The organism is Streptomyces hiroshimensis (genome assembly GCF_014650335.1).
Classification (GTDB): domain Bacteria; phylum Actinomycetota; class Actinomycetes; order Streptomycetales; family Streptomycetaceae; genus Streptomyces; species Streptomyces hiroshimensis.
The window spans coordinates 106,695-124,948 of sequence record NZ_BMUT01000009.1; the positions used below are offsets into that span (position 1 = coordinate 106,695).

An 18,254-nucleotide genomic window follows, 5' to 3' on the forward strand; every position below is an offset into this window, starting at 1 on the left:
GCTTAGCGCTCGACCTCGCCCTTGATGAACTTCTCGACGTTCTCGCGGGCCTCGTCGTCGAAGTACTGCACCGGCGGCGACTTCATGAAGTACGAGGAGGCGGAGAGGATCGGGCCGCCGATGCCGCGGTCCTTGGCGATCTTCGCGGCGCGGACGGCGTCGATGATGACACCGGCGGAGTTCGGGGAGTCCCAGACCTCGAGCTTGTACTCCAGGTTCAGCGGGACGTCACCGAAGGCGCGGCCCTCGAGGCGCACGTACGCCCACTTGCGGTCGTCCAGCCAGGCCACGTAGTCCGAGGGACCGATGTGGACGTTCTTCTCGCCCATGTCGCGGTCGGGGATCTGGGAGGTGACGGCCTGCGTCTTGGAGATCTTCTTGGACTCCAGGCGCTCGCGCTCGAGCATGTTCTTGAAGTCCATGTTGCCGCCGACGTTCAGCTGCATCGTGCGGTCCAGGATGACGCCCCGGTCCTCGAACAGCTTGGCCATCACGCGGTGCGTGATGGTGGCGCCGACCTGCGACTTGATGTCGTCACCGACGATCGGCACACCGGCCTCGGTGAACTTGTCCGCCCACTCCTTGGTGCCGGCGATGAAGACCGGGAGGGCGTTGACGAAGGCGACCTTGGCGTCGATGGCGCACTGCGCGTAGAACTTCGCGGCGTCCTCGGAGCCCACGGGCAGGTAGCAGACCAGAACGTCGACCTGCTTGTCCTTCAGGACCTGGACGACGTCGACGGGAGCCTCGGCGGACTCCTCGATGGTCTCGCGGTAGTACTTACCGAGGCCGTCGAGGGTGTGGCCGCGCTGGACGGTGACGCCGCTGTTCGGCACGTCGCAGATCTTGATGGTGTTGTTCTCGCTGGCGCCGATGGCGTCGGCGAGGTCGAGGCCGACCTTCTTCGCGTCGACGTCGAAGGCGGCCACGAACTCGACATCACGCACGTGGTAGTCGCCGAACTGCACGTGCATCAGACCCGGCACGCGACCGTTCGGGTCGGCGTCCTTGTAGTACTCGACGCCCTGCACCAGCGAGGCGGCGCAGTTGCCCACGCCGACGATGGCTACGCGAACCGAACCCATTCCGGTTGCTCCCTGTTAGTACTCGACGAAGCCCTGCGGAGTGCAGGGCTCACTGGTCCGGACCGGTGCGCTTGTCACGCCCGGCCCGCTCGCTCTCGATCAGCTCGTTCAGCCAGCGGACCTCGCGCTCCACGGATTCCATGCCGTGCCGCTGAAGCTCGAGGGTGTAGTCGTCCAGCCGTTCCCGGGTGCGGGCGAGGGAGGCGCGCATCTTCTCCAAGCGCTCCTCCAGACGGCTGCGGCGGCCTTCCAGCACGCGCATCCGTACGTCCCGCGAGGTCTGCCCGAAGAACGCGAAGCGGGCGGCGAAGTGCTCGTCCTCCCACGCGTCCGGGCCGGTGTGGGCGAGCAGCTCCTCGAAGTGCTCCTTGCCCTCTGCCGTCAGGCGGTAGACGATCTTCGCCCGTCGTCCGGCCAGGGACGCCGCTCGGGCGTCCTCCGGAGCGCTCCCGGGCTCCTCGACCAGCCAGCCGTTCGCCACGAGGGCCTTCAGGCAGGGGTAGAGGGTGCCATAGCTGAACGCACGGAACACCCCGAGCGAGGTGTTCAAGCGTTTCCGCAGCTCGTAGCCGTGCATCGGGGACTCGCGGAGCAGGCCGAGGACGGCGAACTCGAGGATGCCGGAGCGTCTGCTCATGTTTCGCCTCCTTGTCGCACACAGCCTAGTCCTTGTGATCCCTAGTCCCTATTGGTCCCTTATGCCGACTCCGAGCCGACCTTTATGTCGTGCTGATGTATCGACTCGATACATCCAGACGATAGAACGCACCCTTGGATGCGACAAGAGGGGGCACGGTGAACGAGGTCACATCACCGATTCGTGGGACACAAGCGGCCTGAATTGGAGTGAACATCCGCAGTAGGAGCGATTTGGCCGTGCGTAGTCTGTGCGCCATGCAGACCAGCGGGAACCGAGTGACGACGACAGGCGTCCTCGTCCCGTACGCAATGCGCCCGGTTGCCTCAGGCAGCCGTTCAGCGCATCGGGGGGAACGCAAGCCAGCTGCCGCTTCCAGGCGATAGCGCCTGCCCGAGGAGTAGTCGTTCGATGAGCGAGCACCGCCGCAAGCCGCCGCAGCCTGAGGGCGGCGGACGAGCCGCGGCCAGGCGCGCGGCCCAGCAGCCGGGACCCGGCCGCCGCGCCGCGCCGACCAGCAGTTCCGCCGCGCGATCCGGTCGCGGCGAGTCCGACCGGCACGTCAGCCGTGCCGAAGGCCGCCGCGCGAGCCAGCGCGGCCCCGCGACCGGCGGGCGCAGACGCGGCGGGGATCCCGGAGGAGGTTCCGGAGGAGGTTCCGGCGGCCGGCGCCCGGGCAAGAAGCGCTTCATCGACTATCCCCGGGCGGGCAAGGACGGCGCCAAGCGCTGGATGCCCTCCTGGAAGCTGGTCCTCGGAACGGCCTTCACCTTCATCGGCCTGATCTTCGGCACCGTGGGCATCGCCCTGGCCGTGGTCCAGGTGCCGTCCGCCCAGCGGACCGCCCAGGTGCAGAAGAACGTGTACTACTGGGCCGACGGCAAGCAGATGGTGGTCGCGGGCGGTGGTGCGCTCAACCGCCAGATCGTGCCGATCTCCAAGATCCCCAAGTCGATGCAGGTAGCGGTGATCTCGGCCGAGAACGCCAGCTTCTACAAGGACTGGGGCGTCGACCCGATGGGCATCGCGCGCGCCGTCGTCAAGATGGCGCAGGGCGGGGAGACCCAGAGCGGTTCGACCATCACGCAGCAGTTCGTGAAGAACACGTACCTGAGCCAGGAGCAGACGCTCAAGCGCAAGGCCACCGAGCTGCTGATCTCCATAAAGGTGGGTGCCACCAAGGACAAGGACGAGATCCTCGCGGGCTACCTCAACACCGCCTACTACGGGCGCGGGGCCTACGGGATCCAGGCCGCGGCGCGGGCGTACTACGACAAGGACTGCACCGAGCTGACGCCCAGCGAGAGCGCGTTCCTCGCCGCGACGCTCAACGGCCCGAACCTCTACGACCCGTACGGCGGCCAGGGCCCGGCGGCCACCGCCGAGAAGAACACCAAGCGGGCCACCGACCGCTGGAAGTGGACCCTGGACCGCGAGGTCGAGACGGGCAACATGCAGGCGGGCGACCGCGACATGTGGGTCGGCAAGGGCTTCCCGACCCCCCAGAAGCCCAAGCCCTCCACGAACCGCGCCGGCCAGATCGGCTACCTCACCGAGCTCGCCGACAACTACGTCGTCGCCCACTCCGGCATCAGCAAGACCCAGCTGGACCGCGGCGGCTACCAGATCCACACGACGTTCGACCGGGCCAAGGTCGAGGCCCTGGCGAAGTCGGTCGAGGACGTCCGCAAGGCGAACATCAAGCCGGACGTGCGGGAGCGCGACAAGTTCGTGCAGTTCGGCGGGGCCTCCATCGACCCCAAGACCGGCAAGATCGTCGCCATCTACGGCGGCGAGAACGCGCTGGAGCACTTCAACAACAACGCCGACTACACCGGTGTGCAGGTGGGCTCGACCTTCAAGCCCTTCGTGCTCGCCGCGGCCATGTCGCACGGCAAGCGCAACCCGGCCCTGGGCCGGCAGCAGAGCGACAGCCAGCGCACGCTCGTCTCTCCCGACAGCATCTACAACGGCAACAACAAGGTGACGCTCCGGGAGTACAACGGCAAGATCTGGCACGACAACGACGGCAGCGAGTGGCACCAGAAGAACGACGGTGAAGAGGACAAGGGTCCCGTCACCCTGCGCACCGCCATGCAGTTCTCGGTGAACACCCCCTTCATCCAGCTCGGCATGGACGTCGGTACGGACCTGGTCAAGGAGGCCGCCCTGCGGGCCGGCCTGGACAAGGACCAGCTCTCCGCCACCACGCCCACCTTCTCGCTCGGCACATCGGCGCCCAGCGCGGTCCGGCTGGCCGGTGCGTACGCCACCTTCGCCGCCAGCGGCAAGCAGATCGACCCGTACTCGGTCGAGAAGGTCGAGCGGGACGGCAAGGCGGTCTACACGCACGAGACGAAGTCGGACACGGCGTTCTCGCCGAACGTGGCGAACAACGTCACCGACGTGCTCAAGACCGTCGTGGAGGAGGGCACGGGCACCTCGGCCAAGCTCGCCGGGGGCCGTCCGGCCGCGGGCAAGACGGGTACGACGGACGAGAACCGCTCGGCCTGGTTCGCGGGCTACACCCCGCAGCTGTCCACGGCGATCGGCATGTTCCGGGTCGACTCCAACGCCAAGAAGCAGGAGTTCCTGTCGATGCGCGGCGTGGGCGGCAAGGAGACCATCCACGGTGCGTCGTTCCCAGCGGAGATCTGGGCCGACTACATGAACGCGGCGCTCAAGGGCCAGCCGATCGAGCAGTTCGAGCCGGCGCAGCCGCTCGGCGAGAAGATCTTCGGTGACGGCGCCAGCCCCTCGCCCAGCGCTCCCTCCGCGCCCCCGTCGGCGATGCCGTCCACCAGCCCGTCCGGCACGCCGTCGAAGTCCCCCTCGCCGAGCCCGTCGGCGAGCCGGTCCTGCTCGGTCTTCGACTTCCGCTGCAAGCACGGAGGGAACACCGGCAGCAGCGGCGGTCCCGGTGGGGGTCCGGGCGGCGGGCCCGGTGGCGGCCCCGGCGGCGGCCCGGGCGGCGCGGGCGAGTCGCCGACGCCCGACACCAGCAGGCGCCCCGGAGGCGGCGGCCTCTTCGGTGGCATGAACGGCTGACCAGCCCGTCCACCGACCCGGAGCCACGATTCCGGCAACCGCTCTGAGGGCCGTCCCGCGTTCGCGTGACGGCCCTCAGAGTTATCCACAGGCTCCGGCGACGCACAGGCGGGTACGGCAGGATGGCCCCATGAGGAGCGCGCGGGACGACGACCGGCAGGTGCGGCCCACCGATGAGGACAAGGTGGCGGCCGCAGGCAGCGAGCTCATCGGCGGGCCCGCGGGGAAGCGGGCCGTGCCCGGCAGAGGCTGGTGGACGCCGGTCCGGGTGATCGTGCTGGTGGCGATCGGGATGTTCGCCCTCGGCATGGTCCAGAAGCTGCCCTGCTACGAGTACGGGTGGTTCTTCGGCGCCACCACGCAGTACACCCACGCCTGCTATTCCGACATCCCGCACCTCTACAGCGGACGCGGCTTCGACGCAGGCCTCATCCCGTACTTCGACCGCATCCCCCAGGCCGTCTCCGGCGGCATGGACTACCTCGAATATCCGGTCCTCACCGGCCTGTTCATGCAGATCGCCGCCTGGCTGACCCCGGGCGGCGGCACCATCCAGCACCGCGAGCAGATCAACTGGCTGGTCAATGCGGGCATGCTGATGGCCTGCACCGCCGTGATCGCCATCTGCTCGGCCCGGACGCACCGGCGCCGGCCCTGGGACGCCCTGCTGATCGCGCTCGCGCCCGCCTTCGCCCTGACGGCCACCGTCAACTGGGACCTGTTCGCCGTCGCCCTCACCGCCGCGGCGATGCTGATGTGGTCCCGCGGCAGGATGGTGCTCGCGGGCATACTGATCGGCCTGGCCGCCGCGGCGAAGCTCTATCCGCTGCTGCTCCTCGGGCCGCTCTTCGTGCTGTGCCTGCGGGCCGGGCGCATGAAGGCCTTCGCCGTGACCACCGCGTCCGCCGTGGGCGCATGGCTGGTGGTGAACCTCCCGGTGATGCTGACGCACGACGCCGCCGGCTTCCACATCCGCGAGGGCTGGGCGAAGTTCTACACGTTCAGCCAGGAGCGCCCGATCGACTTCGGCTCGGTCTGGCTGCTGATCTCCCAGCGGACGGGCAATCCCCTGGACGACGCCAACACGTATGTGAGCCTGCTGATGATCCTGGGCTGCCTGGCGCTGGTGGCCCTCGGGCTCTACGCCCCCAGGCGCCCGCGCTTCGCCCAGCTGGTCTTCCTCGTGGTGGCGCTCTTCGTCCTCACCAACAAGGTCTATTCACCGCAGTACGTGCTCTGGCTGATCCCGCTCGCCGTACTGGCGCGCCCCAAGTGGCGCGACTTCCTGATCTGGCAGGCCTGCGAGGTGCTGTACTTCCTCGGCATCTGGTCCTACCTCGCCTACTCGGGCAGCGGCGACAAGCACCAGGGCCTGCCCACCGAGGGCTATCAAGTGGCCATCGCCCTGCACCTGCTGGGCACGCTGTACCTGTGCGCGGTCGTCGTGCGCGACATCCTCATGCCCGAGCGGGACGTCGTCCGCCGGGACGGCTCGGACGACCCCTCCGGCGGCATCCTTGACGGCGCTCCGGACGTCGTCGCCCTCGGCTCCGCACACACGCCGTCGTATGCGGAGCGCTCCGCCGGCCAGAGCGTCCTCTGGGGGACGGGCAGCCGCCCTCTGGGCTGAGGGGGCGGCCGCCCGGGCCGTGACCAGGAGCGCCTGTGGCCGGCGGAGCCTGTGACCAGAGGCGGGCCTACTGGTCGACGATGCGGTCGATCTGCGTGGTGGTGTGCCGCAGGTTGGCCGCCAGCTCGTCGCCGACCTGCGGGGCCGGGGAGTCGCTGGGCACGAAGAGGATCGAGACCTGCATGTGCGGGGGCTCGGCGAACCAGAGCTGCTTGCCCGACCAGAAGAAGGGCGACTGGTTGCGGTTCATGGTCGCGAGGCCGGCGCGGGCGACGCCCTTGGCGCGCGGCATCATGCCGTGCAGCGCCTTCGGGGCCTCCAGGCCGACGCCGTGCGAGGTGCCGCCCGCCACGACGACGAGGTAGCCGTCGCCCGCGACCTTCTGCTGGCGGTAGCCGAAGCGGTCGCCCTTGCGGACCGGCGTGACGTCCAGGACGGCGCCGCGGTACTTGGTGGCATCGTGGTCGCCCAGCCACAGCCGGGTCCCGATGCGGGCGCGGAACGTGGTGTGCGGGTACTGGTGCCGCAGCTGCGCGAGCTCGTCGGACTTCAGGTGGCTGACGAACATGGTGTGCAGCGGCAGGCGCGCACTGCGCAGCCGCTCCATCCACTCGGACACCTCCTGGACGGCGGTGGAGCCGTCCGTGCGGTCCAGCGGCAGGTGGATGGCGAAGCCCTCCAGGCGCACGTCCTCGATGGCCGCGTGCAGCTTGGGCAGGTCCTCCTCGCTGATGCCGTGCCGCTTCATCGTGCTCATGACCTCGACGACGACGCGCGCGCCCACCAGGCCGCGCACCCCCTCGACCGAGGAGACGGACCGGATGGCCCGGTCCGGCAGCGGCACGGGCTCCTCGCCCAGCCGGAAGGGGGTGAGCACCAGCAGGTCACCGCTGAAGAAGTCCTTGATCCGGGCCGCTTCGTAGGTGGTGCCGACGGCCAGGATGTCCGAGCCGAAGCGGGCCGCCTCGTCGGCCAGCCGCTCGTGGCCGAAGCCGTAGCCATTGCCCTTGCACACCGGGACGATGCCCGGGAACTGCTGGACGATGGTCTGCTGGTGCGCCCGCCAGCGCGCGGTGTCGACGTAGAGCGTGAGCGCCATGGCCCGTCCCGGAACCTTTCCCTGTGCCTGCTGGATGCTGTGCCTGCTGAACGCGCGGGATCGCACGACCCCGGGAGAAGAACGTCAGCGGCGCGACATGTACATGTCGAGAGCCTTGTGGAGCAGCTTGTTGAGCGGGAAGTCCCACTCGCCGAGGTACTCCGCAGCCTGCCCGCCCGTGCCGACCTTGAACTGGATGAGGCCGAAGAGGTGGTCGCTCTCGTCCAGGGAGTCGCCGATGCCGCGCAGGTCGTAGACGCTCGCGCCCAGGGCGTAGGCGTCGCGCAGCATCCGCCACTGCATGGCGTTGGAGGGACGGACCTCGCGCTTGTGGTTGGCGGAGGCGCCGTAGGAGTACCAGACGTGCCCGCCGACGATCAGCATGGTCGCGGCGGCGACGGCCTCGCCCTCGTGCACCGCGAAGTACAGCCGCATGCGGTTGGGGTCCTCGGTGTTGAGGGCCGTCCACATGCGCTGGAAGTAGCTCAGCGGGCGCGGGCGGAACTTGTCGCGCTCGGCGGTGATCTCGTACAGGTGCTGCCAGGTGGGCAGGTCCTCGTAGCCGCCCTGGACCACCTCGACGCCGGCCTTCTCGGCCTTCTTGATGTTGCGGCGCCACAGCTGGTTGAAGTTCTTGTGGACGTCCTCGAGCGAGCGGTTCGCCAGGGGCACCTGGAAGACGTACCGCGGCTGGACGTCACCGAAGCCGGCGCCGCCGTCCTCGCCCTGCTGCCAGCCCATCCGGCGCAGCTGGTCGGCGACCTCGAAGGCGCGCGGCTCGATGAAGGTGGCCTCGACGTCGCGCAGGCGCTTGACGTCCGGGTCGGAGATGCCGCCCTTGATCGCGTTGGCGTCCCAGCGGCGGATGACGACCGGCGGGCCCATCTTCACGGAGAAGGCGCCCTGCTGCTTGAGGTGGGCGAGCATGGGCTGCAGCCAGTCGGCGAGGTTCGGCGAGAACCAGTTGATGACCGGGCCCTCGGGCAGATAGGCCAGGTAGCGCTTGATCTTGGGCAGCTGGCGGTAGAGCACCAGACCCGCGCCGACGATCTGCCCGGTCTTGTCGAACCAGCCCAGGCTCTCCGAGCGCCACTCCGCCTTGACATCGGCCCACGCCGGCACCTGCATGTGACTGGCCGCGGGCAGGCTCTGGATATATGCCAGATGCTGCTCTCGGCTGATTGTCCTCAGGGTCAGACTCATGCGGGGCGCTCCTCGGCAGGTGTGTCCCCATGGTCGGGGCTCCGGCTCTCGCGGCGAAGCCTACTGCGACAGGGACGCACACCGTTGGGGCGCCCGTTCGGGTGTACGGCCGGGTGGGCTGCGCGCTATCCGATGAGCCCCCCGAAGAGACCCCCGTGCGCCATGCCGAGGAAGAAGCCGAAAGCGGATGCTCCCAGTCCGATGATCAGCAGGAAGCGCTCCCCCGTGGTGGCGGAGATGTACTGGCCGTACGCACCGGCGAAGATGCCGGCCAGCCCGCTCCACGAGCTGAGCAGGTGAAGGTTGTTGAAGGCCGAGGAGACGAAAGCGAGCACTCCGAGCACGAGCGTCACGGCGACGAAGGTGTTCTCGAGCGGATGCGGCTTTCCGTCGCTGTTGAGCACGGCATTGATCAGAGAACGGGGGCCGCGGGACTGGCGCACTGCCTGTGTCATGGGGGCTACCTCCTCCTGAAGGCGACCGGCGCATTGTTGCGCCGGTCACACCCGGTCCGTCCAGATTGCGGGCTCGCACGGCCGGATTTCAACCGGAAGCCGGAGTGCGGGTACTCTGTACGGTCTGCACCGGTGTCTGCCCAGACCAGCTTCGGTCCTCTGGGGCAACCCAGGGACTTTCCGCTGATTGTCAGTGTCGGCCGATACCGTTGTTCACGCATCACGACCCTCCTGCCACGGAACGACCGTGGCCGCTGAGTCCAAAGGAGGTGGGTTCCACATGCGTCACTACGAGGTGATGGTCATCCTCGACCCCGATCTCGAGGAGCGCGCTGTCTCCCCGCTGATCGAGAACTTCCTCTCCGTCGTCCGTGAGGGCAACGGAAAGGTCGAGAAGGTCGACACCTGGGGCCGTCGTCGTCTCGCGTACGAGATCAAGAAGAAGCCCGAGGGCATCTACTCGGTCATCGACCTGCAGGCCACGCCTGCGGTCGTCAAGGAGCTCGACCGCCAGATGAACCTGAACGAGTCGGTCCTCCGGACCAAGGTCCTCCGTCCCGAGACCCACTGAACCCCAGCGGTTCAGAGGTAATCGGGCTGTAGCTCAACGAGTAGCAAGCAGCCAGCAGCACACCCGCCGAGAGGTTCACCCATGGCAGGCGAGACCGTCATCACGGTCGTCGGCAATCTCGTCGACGACCCCGAGCTGCGCTTCACCCCGTCCGGTGCGGCGGTCGCGAAGTTCCGCGTCGCGTCCACTCCCCGCACCTTCGACCGCCAGACCAACGAGTGGAAGGACGGCGAGAGCCTCTTCCTCACGTGCTCGGTGTGGCGTCAGGCGGCGGAGAACGTCGCCGAGTCGCTCCAGCGCGGCATGCGCGTCATCGTGCAGGGCCGTCTGAAGCAGCGGTCCTACGAGGACCGCGAGGGCGTCAAGCGCACGGTCTACGAGCTCGACGTCGAAGAGGTCGGCGCCAGCCTGAAGAACGCCACGGCGAAGGTCACCAAGACCGCAGGTCGCGGTGGCCAGGGTGGCTACGGCGGTGGCCAGCAGCAGGGCGGCTGGGGCGGTGGCTCCGGCGGTCAGCAGCAGCAGGGCGGCGGCGGTGCTCCCGCCGACGACCCCTGGGCCACCAGCGCGCCGTCCGGCGGCCAGCAGGGCGGCGGCGGAGGCGGCTGGGGCGGCGGCCCCGGCAACTCCGGCGGCTACTCGGACGAGCCGCCCTTCTAAGGGCGAGCAGCACACAAACTTCTTGATCACACAGGAGAGAGACAATGGCGAAGCCCCCGCCGCGCAAGCCTAAGAAGAAGGTCTGCGCTTTCTGCAAGGACAAGACCGCTTACGTGGACTACAAGGACACGAACATGCTGCGGAAGTTCATTTCCGACCGCGGCAAGATCCGTGCCCGTCGCGTGACCGGCAACTGCACCCAGCACCAGCGTGACGTCGCCACGGCCGTGAAGAACAGCCGTGAGATGGCGCTGCTGCCCTACACCTCGTCCGCGCGATAAGGGAAGGGTGACCAACTAATGAAGATCATCCTCACCCACGAGGTCTCCGGCCTCGGCACCGCCGGTGACGTCGTCGACGTCAAGGACGGCTACGCCCGCAACTACCTGGTCCCGCGCGGTTTCGCGATCCGCTGGACCAAGGGTGGCGAGCAGGACGTCGCTCAGATCCGCCGCGCTCGCAAGATCCGCGAGATCGCCACGATCGAGCAGGCCAACGAGGTCAAGGGTCAGCTGGAGGGCCTCAAGGTCCGCCTGGCCACCCGCTCCGGCGAGGCCGGCCGCCTGTTCGGCTCCGTCACCCAGGCCGACGTCGCTGCGGCGATCAAGGCTGCCGGTGGCCCGGACGTCGACAAGCGCCGCGTCGAGGTGGGCTCGCCCATCAAGACCCTGGGCGCCCACCAGGTCTCCGTGCGTCTGCACGCCGACGTCGTTGCCAAGCTCGGCATCGAGGTCGTCGCTGCCTGATCACCCACCGGTGATCGGTAGAGCCTGAAGGAGGGCCGTACCCCTGCGGGGGTGCGGCCCTCCTGCTGTTTCCGCCCCTCCTGCTGTCTCCGCTGTGACCGGCGTTCGCCGATACGTTTCTTCAGCGGGTCGCCCCGGTGACGGTCCAGCGCCCCGACCGCGCCCGCATCCACAGGGTCGCCATCCGGGCCGCCATCATCAGCGTCATCGCCCACCACAGGGCCGTCAGGCCGCCTCCGAGCGCGGGGACGAGCAGGGCCGCAGGGGCGAAGACGGCGAGGACCAGCAGCATGGCCCAGGCCAGGTAGGTGCCGTCTCCGGCCCCCATCAGCACCCCGTCCAGGACGAAGACCACGCCGGCGACGGGCTGCGAGAGGGCCACCACCAGCAGGGCCGGCAGCAGGGCGTCCCGCACGGAGCCGTCGGAGGTGAACAGGGGGATGAACAACGGCCGGGAGGCCACCACCAGCACCCCCAGCACGGCGCCCGAGACGATGCCCCACTGCACCATGCGGCGGCAGGCCGCCCGGGCCCCCTCCGCGTCGTCCGCGCCCAGGTAGCGCCCGATGATCGCCTGTCCGGCGATGGCGATGGCGTCCAGCGCGAAGGCCAGCAGGGTCCACAGGCTGAGCACGATCTGGTGGGCGGCGATCTGGGCGTCGCCGAGCCGGGCCGCGACGGCTGTGGCGATCATGAGGACGGCGCGCAGCGAGAGCGTACGGACCAGGAGCGGCACTCCGGCCTGGGCGCAGGCCCGGATGCCCGCGGCGTCGGGCCGCAGGGAGGCACCGTGGCGCCGGGCGCCGCGGACGACCACGGCGAGGTACACGGCGGCCATGGCCCACTGGGCGATGACCGTGCCCCAGGCGGAACCGGCGATGCCGAGGCCGGCGCCGTAGACGAGCCCGGCGTTCAGGGCGGCGTTGAGGGCGAAGCCGCCCACGGCCACGGCCAGCGGCGTGCGGGTGTCCTGCAGGCCGCGCAGGACGCCGGTGGCGGCGAGGACGATCAGCATGGCGGGGATGCCGAGCGCGCTGATCCGCAGGTACGTCGTGGCGTACGGGGCGGCGGTCGGGGAGGCGCCGAAGAGCTCGACGACCGCGGGGGCGGTGGGCAGGACGGCTGCCACGAGGGCCGCGCCGAGGAGCGCGGCCAGCCATATGCCGTCCATGCCCTGGCGTATCGCGGCCCGGAGGTCGCCCGCGCCCACGCGCCGGGAGACCGCCGCCGTGGTGGCGTAGGCGAGGAAGACGAAGACGCTGACGGCCGTGGTGAGCAGGGCGGCGGCGATGCCGAGCCCGGCGAGCTGCGGGGTGCCGAGGTGGCCGACGATGGCGCTGTCGGCCATGAGGAAGAGGGGCTCCGCGACGAGCGCGCCGAAGGCGGGCACGGCCAGCGCGACGATCTCGCGGTCGTGCCGGCGGGCGGTGCGCGGGGCGTGCTCGGGGGCCTGGGTCATCTCCCCAACCTAATCTTCCACAGGTAATCGGTGCAACTATCCTGGGACCCTTACATTGCGTCGCTCGGTCCGATCTTCTCTGCGCCGTTTGTCGCGATCTCCGGCAGACGGGGAAAGTTTTTCTCCTCAACAGCCGGTGGATGGTGAAACTGCAGGTCAGAGGCGTGAGGCCGGGGAGGCTGTGTGTTTGTCCACAGCGGTTTCCCCCGCCTCGTGCACAGGATGCGCGGACTTCTCCACAGGATGGGGCCCGTCATCCACACGGCCTGTGGATAACCAGATTGGCTGACGGTGCCCGCGGGCCTACCGTGGACCGGCGGCCGACGCCTGTTCCGGCCCCGACGGACCTGACGGGACCGCCCTGAACTCGACGCGCCGGAACCGGAGTCGGGCGGGCTGTTTGTCAGAGCCGTGCCGTAAGAAAGAACAGCACGGCAAGGTCCGCTTCGCGGACGGGAGGAGGTGGCGGGATGAGCATCCCCGAGCCCATGGACGACCCCTGGGCGGATGCAGGTCCCGGCGACCGCCTTCCCGTGTCCCGCCCCCGCCGCGGGGACGGCCAGCCGCGTGGCGAGCGCCACGACCGCGGCAGGGAGGACGGCTCCTGGTCGCAGGACGGCGGCGGTCAGGGCGGTCAGGGCCCCGCGGCCTTCGAGCGCGTGCCCCCCCAGGATCTGGATGCCGAGCAGTCCGTCCTCGGCGGCATGCTGCTGTCCAAGGACGCCATCGCCGACGTCGTCGAGGTCCTCAAGGGCCACGACTTCTACCGCCCGGCGCACGAGACGATCTACCAGGCCATCCTCGACCTCTACGCCAAGGGCGAGCCGGCCGACCCGATCACCGTCGCCGCCGAGCTCACCAAGCGCGGCGAGATCACCCGCGTCGGCGGCGCGCCCTACCTGCACTCCCTGGTCCAGACGGTCCCCACCGCGGCCAACGCCGAGTACTACGCCGAGATCGTCCACGAGCGCGCCGTCCTGCGCCGCCTGGTCGAGGCCGGCACGCGCATCACCCAGATGGGATACGCCGCCGACGGCGACGTCGACGACATCGTCAACAAGGCCCAGGCCGAGGTCTACGCCGTCACCGAGCAGCGCACCAGCGAGGACTACCTCCCCCTGGGCGACATCATGGAGGGCGCGCTCGACGAGATCGAGGCGATCGGCTCGCGCAGCGGCGAGATGACCGGCGTCCCGACGGGCTTCACCGACCTCGACTCCCTGACGAACGGCCTGCACCCCGGCCAGATGATCGTCATCGCGGCCCGTCCGGCCATGGGTAAGTCCACCCTCGCGCTGGACTTCGCCCGCGCCTGCTCGATCAAGCACAACATGCCGAGCGTGATCTTCTCGCTCGAAATGGGCCGCAACGAGATCGCGATGCGTCTGCTGTCCGCCGAGGCGCGCGTGGCCCTGCACCACATGCGCTCCGGCTCGATGACGGACGAGGACTGGACGCGGCTCGCCCGCCGGATGCCCGACGTCTCCGCCGCCCCGCTCTTCATCGACGACTCCCCGAACCTGTCGATGATGGAGATCCGCGCCAAGTGCCGCCGCCTGAAGCAGCGCAGCGGCATCAAGCTCGTGATCATCGACTATCTGCAGCTGATGCAGGCCGGCGGCGCCAAGCGCGCCGAGAGCCGTCAGCAGGAGGTCTCGGACATGTCCCGAAACCTCAAGCTGCTGGCCAAGGAGCTGGAGCTGCCGGTCATCGCGCTCTCGCAGCTGAACCGTGGCCCCGAGCAGCGCACGGACAAGAAGCCGATGGTCTCCGACCTGCGTGAATCCGGCTCCATCGAGCAGGACGCCGACATGGTCATCCTGCTCCACCGCGAGGATGCCTACGAGAAGGAGTCGCCCCGCGCGGGCGAGGCGGACATCATCGTCGGCAAGCACCGTAACGGTCCGACGGCCACGATCACGGTGGCCTTCCAGGGCCACTACTCGCGCTTCGTGGACATGGCGCAGACCTGATCGGTCAGCGGTGGCAGTGCTGATCCCGGTTCTTGCTCCTCGGGGGTGAGGGCGAGGGGTCAGGGTGTGGTGGTGAGGGTGGGCCAGAGGGTGGTGGCGGTGAGGGGCCGGGCCAGGCGGCGTGCCCAGTAGGTTTCGTCACCGTCCTCGTCGCGCCAGGACCACAGGCGGGTGGTGGCGAGGTGGAGCGGGTTGAGCTGCGTGATGCCGATGGCGCCGTGGAGCTGGTGGGCGATGCGGGCGATCTCGGCGGCCGAGGCGGAGGCCTGGGTCTTCGCGGCGGCGATGGCGACGTGTGCGGCCGGGCCGCCGGGGTCCAGCGGGGCGGCGGCCTGGACGGCGGTACGGACCAGGGCGGTCTCCTCGATCAGCCGCGCTTCTTCCTGCTTGACGGCCTGGAAGCGGCTGAGCGGACGGCCGAACTGGGTGCGGGCGGTGGTGTGGGCGACCGTCAGGTCGACGCAGCGTTCGGCGGCACCGGCGATCAGGGCGGAGCGGGCCAGGGCCGCGCGGAGCCGGGCCTCGTCGAGCAGTTCGGGGGAGATCCGGCGGACCCGCGAGGCGGGGATCTCAAGGGTGGCAAGGAACAGGTCGTCGCGGGGTTCCTCCGCGAGGTTGCCGCCGGGGGTGAGGACGGCCTGGCCGGGGGGCAGGGTGAACAGGACAGGGCCGAAGGGGGCGGCGGCCAGGACGACCACCGCGGTGGCGGCGCGGGCCCAGGGGACACGGTGCAGGGTGCCGGTGACCAGCAGGGTGTCGTCGTCGCCCAGGCAGCCGGGCGAGCCGACGGGGGAGGCCGCCGGGCGGGCGTGACGGACGGTGAGCTCGGGGGCGATCGCGTAGCTGAGCGGGCCGCCCGGGACGGGGAGGCCGACGCGGCGCAGCAGGGGGCGGGCGACCAGGGCGGTCTCGGCGAGGGGGGCGGGGACGGCGCGGTGTCCTGCTTCCCGGGCGGCGGCGAGGAGTTCGGCGGTGGAGGCGTCCTCGGAGGGGAGGGTCACGGCGTCGGGGGCGGTGGTGTTGGCGACCGTGGCGATGGCGTCCGCAGCGGCGTAAAAGGCGGTGGTGTCGTAGGCGTCGGCGGAGATGACGGGGGTGCCGGTGTCGATCGTGTGGGTGTCGATCGTGTCGGTGTCGATCGTGTCGGTGTTCATCAGTGCTGCTCCAGACCTCGAGTGATGATGCCGCGAAGGATTTCGTTGGTGCCGCCGCGCAGGGTGTAGCCGGGGCTGTGCAGCAGGGCGAAGGCGAGCAGTTCGGGGTGGCTGCCGGGGGTGGCGTGCGGGTCCGCCGGGGTCGGCAGGATGCTGCGGACGGTGTCGACCAGCGCGCCCTCCAGGCGGGTACCGAGGTCTTTGACCAGGGCGGCCTGGGTGTCGGGCGAGTGCCCGGCGTCCAGGGCCGCGGCCACGCCGAGGGACAGCCGGCGGACACTGTGCAGGCGGGCCGTGAGGATGCCGATCTGGGTGAGCTGGTCGGCGGTGGCCGGGCGCTGCTCCAGTTCGCGGAGCAGGGAGACCAGCAGGGGGAAGGTGGACAGGTAGCGTTCCGGGCCGCTGCGTTCGAAGGCGAGTTCACCGGTGACCTGCTTCCAGCCGCTGCCCCGCTCCCCGAGCAGCATGCCGTCGGGGATGTCGACGCCTTCGAGGTGGACGGCGTTGAAGCGGTGCTCGCCGCTCATCAGGTGGATCGGCTCGACCCGTACGCCCGATGCGCGCAGGTCGACGATGAACTGGCTGAGCCCTGCGTGCTTGTCCTCGGCGTCGTCGGTGCGGGCAAGGACGATGGCGTAGTCGTTGACGTGGGCGCCGCCGGTCCACATCTTGGTGCCGGTCAACCGCCAGCCGTCGGCGGTGCGTTCGGCGCGCGTGGCGACCGAGGCGAGGTCGGAGCCGCTGTTCTTCTCGCTCATGCCGATGGAGAAGAAGCACTGCCCTGCGGCGATCCGGGGCAGGAAGAAACGGCGCTGCTCCTCGGTGCCGTGCCGGAGGATGGACGGGCCGGCCTGCCGGTCGGAGACCCAGTGCGCGCTGACCGGGGCTCCGGCGGCGAGCAGCTCCTCTATCACCACATAGCGGTCCAGGAACCCGCGGCCTGCACCGCCGTACTCGGTGGGCAGGGCCATGCCGACCCAGCCGCGCTCGGCGAGGCGGCGGCTGAAGCCGGGGTCCCAGCCGGCCAGCCAGGAGTCGGGGCGGCCGAGCACGGTGCCGCGGGCGCGCTCCTCGTCGACGAAGGCACGGACCTCGGCGCGGAGCCTGCGGGCCGATTCGGGCAGGGAGACATCGGGGAAGGCGATCGGGGAAAGTGTCGAAGGAGACATGGATTGTCCGCTCCCGGGGTCGATGAATTGACTGATGCGTTTCAGGCCGCGGCGTGCAGCAGGGAAGGGTCGAAGCCGGCTTCGCGGAGCACCTCGTCGGTGTGCTGGCCGATGCCCGGGCAGGGCCGCAGCTCCGGCTCCGGGTCGGCCGAGTAGCGCACCGGGCGGCCGATGACCCGGTAGCGGCCCTCGGTGGGGTGTTCGGCCTCGTACAGCAGGCCGCCCTCTTGGGCGTAGGCGGTGGTGGCGGCGGAGGCCAGGTCGAGCACGGGGGCGGCGGCGATGCCCGCCCGGTCGCAGAACGCCTGCCACTCGGCGCTGGTGTGCCGCAGCGTCAGCCCCGCGAGCAGCGGATAGAACGCGTCGGCGTTGCGGTCCCGGTCGGGGGCGGTGGAGAAGCGCGGGTCGGTGGCCAGTTCGGGGCGGCCTACGAAGGCGGTGAAATCCCGCCAGTTGCGGTCGCTGTGCGGCAGGATGCACATCCAGCCGTCGGCGGTGCGCAGGGCCCGGCGCTGCGGGCTGAGCGAGCGGGGCGAGCCGAAGGCTCCGTCGGCCTCCAGGGCGGCCGCTCCCAGGTGCTCGACCAGGTTGAAGGCGAGCATGGTGTCGGCCATCGGGACCTCGATGTGCTGTCCGGTGCCGCCGTGCTCCCGGTAGTGCAGCGCGGCCAGTACCGACTGGGCGATCTGCATGCCGCAGATCTTGTCGGCGAGGACGGTGGGAACGTAGTGCGGCTGGCCGGAGACCTGGTGGTTGAGCCAGACCAGGCCGCTGGCCGCCTGGATGATGTCGTCGTAGGCGGCGTGCGTGCCGTAACGGCTGTCGCTGCGGAAGCCCTGAGCATTGGCGTAGATCAGGCCGGGGTTGACGGCCGCGGCCTCGTCGTAGCCGAGGCGGAGCTTCTCCAGGGCCTGCGGGCGCAGGTTGGTGATGAAGACGTCGGCGGTGCGCAGCAGGGCGAGCAGGGCGTCGCGGCCGTGCGGGGCCTTGAGGTCGATGGCGGCGCTGCGCTTGTTGCGGTTCAGGTTGAGCGCCGGGCCGCCCATGCCGGGGTGGCGCCGCGGCGGGTAGTGGCGCGTCATGTCGCCCGTGGGCGGCTCGACCTTGATCACGTCCGCGCCCAGGTCACCGAGTTCCTTGGCGGCGTACGGGGCCATGATCACGCTGGCCAGTTCGATGACGCGGACTCCGGCGAGGAGTCCGCGGCCGGACGGGCCGCTCGGCTTCTCGGACATCTTGCGGTGCCTCCTGGGGTATCGGGTGGGGCGGTACGGGCGGCGGCGGTATCGCGCCCCGAAGGGGCGCGGGGAACTGCGCGACCAGCCACGACGCGCCCGCAGGTGACGTACTGGACTTCGAGCGGAG

At 69.9% G+C, this 18,254-nt stretch carries 16 protein-coding genes; 7 read left to right on the forward strand and 9 right to left on the reverse strand.

The genetic code is table 11. The features are described 5' to 3' along the window. Window positions 1–2: 2 nt before the first annotated feature. A complete protein-coding gene (locus IE241_RS20840) occupies window positions 3–1,085 on the reverse strand; it encodes an inositol-3-phosphate synthase (RefSeq protein WP_190023312.1) in 1,083 nt (360 codons plus the stop codon). A gap of 49 nt (window positions 1,086–1,134) precedes the next feature. After that, window positions 1,135–1,722 (reverse strand): PadR family transcriptional regulator, encoded by a 588-nt coding sequence (locus tag IE241_RS20845; protein WP_058045335.1) that lies wholly within the window; start codon window positions 1,720–1,722, stop codon window positions 1,135–1,137. A gap of 411 nt (window positions 1,723–2,133) precedes the next feature. Here IE241_RS20845 and IE241_RS20850 point away from each other — a divergent pair, with 411 nt between their 5' ends. Together IE241_RS20850 and IE241_RS20855 are read left to right on the forward strand one after the other, a co-directional pair. Further along, window positions 2,134–4,770 carry a transglycosylase domain-containing protein gene (locus tag IE241_RS20850; RefSeq protein ID WP_190023313.1) on the forward strand — a complete coding sequence of 879 codons (2,637 nt, stop codon included), beginning with the start codon at window positions 2,134–2,136 and terminating at the stop codon, window positions 4,768–4,770. Between the two features lie 130 nt (window positions 4,771–4,900). Next, a complete protein-coding gene (locus tag IE241_RS20855; RefSeq protein WP_190023314.1) occupies window positions 4,901–6,400 on the forward strand; it encodes a glycosyltransferase family 87 protein in 1,500 nt (499 codons plus the stop codon). A gap of 67 nt (window positions 6,401–6,467) precedes the next feature. Here the strand turns inward: IE241_RS20855 and IE241_RS20860 are convergent, their stop codons facing one another. The 3 genes from IE241_RS20860 to IE241_RS20870 all read right to left on the reverse strand — a co-directional run bounded on the left by IE241_RS20860 (window position 6,468) and on the right by IE241_RS20870 (window position 9,157). Then, window positions 6,468–7,499: an alanine racemase gene (locus IE241_RS20860; protein ID WP_190023315.1), complete on the reverse strand. Its 1,032-nt coding sequence runs from the start codon at window positions 7,497–7,499 to the stop codon at window positions 6,468–6,470. An 84-nt stretch (window positions 7,500–7,583) separates the two neighbouring features. Continuing rightward, window positions 7,584–8,702, reverse strand: coding sequence for a lipid II:glycine glycyltransferase FemX (locus IE241_RS20865; protein WP_190023316.1), 1,119 nt, complete (start codon window positions 8,700–8,702; stop codon window positions 7,584–7,586). A gap of 125 nt (window positions 8,703–8,827) precedes the next feature. After that, on the reverse strand, window positions 8,828–9,157 hold the full coding sequence (locus IE241_RS20870) for a hypothetical protein (protein WP_190023317.1): 330 nt from the start codon (window positions 9,155–9,157) through the stop codon (window positions 8,828–8,830). A gap of 280 nt (window positions 9,158–9,437) precedes the next feature. Between IE241_RS20870 and rpsF the strand changes: the two genes are divergently transcribed. The 4 genes from rpsF to rplI all read left to right on the forward strand — a co-directional run bounded on the left by rpsF (window position 9,438) and on the right by rplI (window position 11,134). Continuing rightward, entirely contained in the window at window positions 9,438–9,728 is a 291-nt protein-coding gene (gene rpsF, locus IE241_RS20875) for a 30S ribosomal protein S6 (protein WP_030366820.1), read from the forward strand. A gap of 81 nt (window positions 9,729–9,809) precedes the next feature. Further along, window positions 9,810–10,388, forward strand: a complete 579-nt coding sequence (locus tag IE241_RS20880) for a single-stranded DNA-binding protein (protein WP_120755016.1) — start codon at window positions 9,810–9,812, stop codon at window positions 10,386–10,388. A gap of 44 nt (window positions 10,389–10,432) precedes the next feature. Next, window positions 10,433–10,669, forward strand: a complete 237-nt coding sequence (rpsR, locus tag IE241_RS20885) for a 30S ribosomal protein S18 (protein ID WP_004950692.1) — start codon at window positions 10,433–10,435, stop codon at window positions 10,667–10,669. An 18-nt stretch (window positions 10,670–10,687) separates the two neighbouring features. Further along, window positions 10,688–11,134, forward strand: coding sequence for a 50S ribosomal protein L9 (gene rplI / locus IE241_RS20890; protein ID WP_106681030.1), 447 nt, complete (start codon window positions 10,688–10,690; stop codon window positions 11,132–11,134). A gap of 121 nt (window positions 11,135–11,255) precedes the next feature. On the opposite strand, the gene IE241_RS20895 is transcribed toward rplI, so the two are convergent. After that, window positions 11,256–12,593, reverse strand: a complete 1,338-nt coding sequence (locus IE241_RS20895; protein ID WP_190023318.1) for an MATE family efflux transporter — start codon at window positions 12,591–12,593, stop codon at window positions 11,256–11,258. A gap of 470 nt (window positions 12,594–13,063) precedes the next feature. Between IE241_RS20895 and dnaB the strand changes: the two genes are divergently transcribed. Continuing rightward, window positions 13,064–14,566, forward strand: coding sequence for a replicative DNA helicase (dnaB, locus tag IE241_RS20900; protein ID WP_190023319.1), 1,503 nt, complete (start codon window positions 13,064–13,066; stop codon window positions 14,564–14,566). A 59-nt stretch (window positions 14,567–14,625) separates the two neighbouring features. Here dnaB and IE241_RS34655 read toward each other — a convergent pair whose 3' ends face one another. From IE241_RS34655 to IE241_RS20915, 3 genes are read right to left on the reverse strand one after another with little or no spacing between them, the layout of a single operon-like run. Beyond that, complete coding sequence (locus IE241_RS34655; protein ID WP_190023320.1) at window positions 14,626–15,720, reverse strand: acyl-CoA dehydrogenase family protein; 1,095 nt, start codon at window positions 15,718–15,720, stop codon at window positions 14,626–14,628. Further along, a complete protein-coding gene (locus IE241_RS20910) occupies window positions 15,720–16,889 on the reverse strand; it encodes an acyl-CoA dehydrogenase family protein (RefSeq protein ID WP_190023321.1) in 1,170 nt (389 codons plus the stop codon). Before IE241_RS20910 ends, IE241_RS34655 begins: the two co-directional genes overlap by 1 nt. 41 nt (window positions 16,890–16,930) lie before the next feature. After that, on the reverse strand, window positions 16,931–18,124 hold the full coding sequence (locus IE241_RS20915; RefSeq protein ID WP_190023322.1) for a CaiB/BaiF CoA transferase family protein: 1,194 nt from the start codon (window positions 18,122–18,124) through the stop codon (window positions 16,931–16,933). Between the last annotated feature and the right edge of the window lie 130 nt (window positions 18,125–18,254).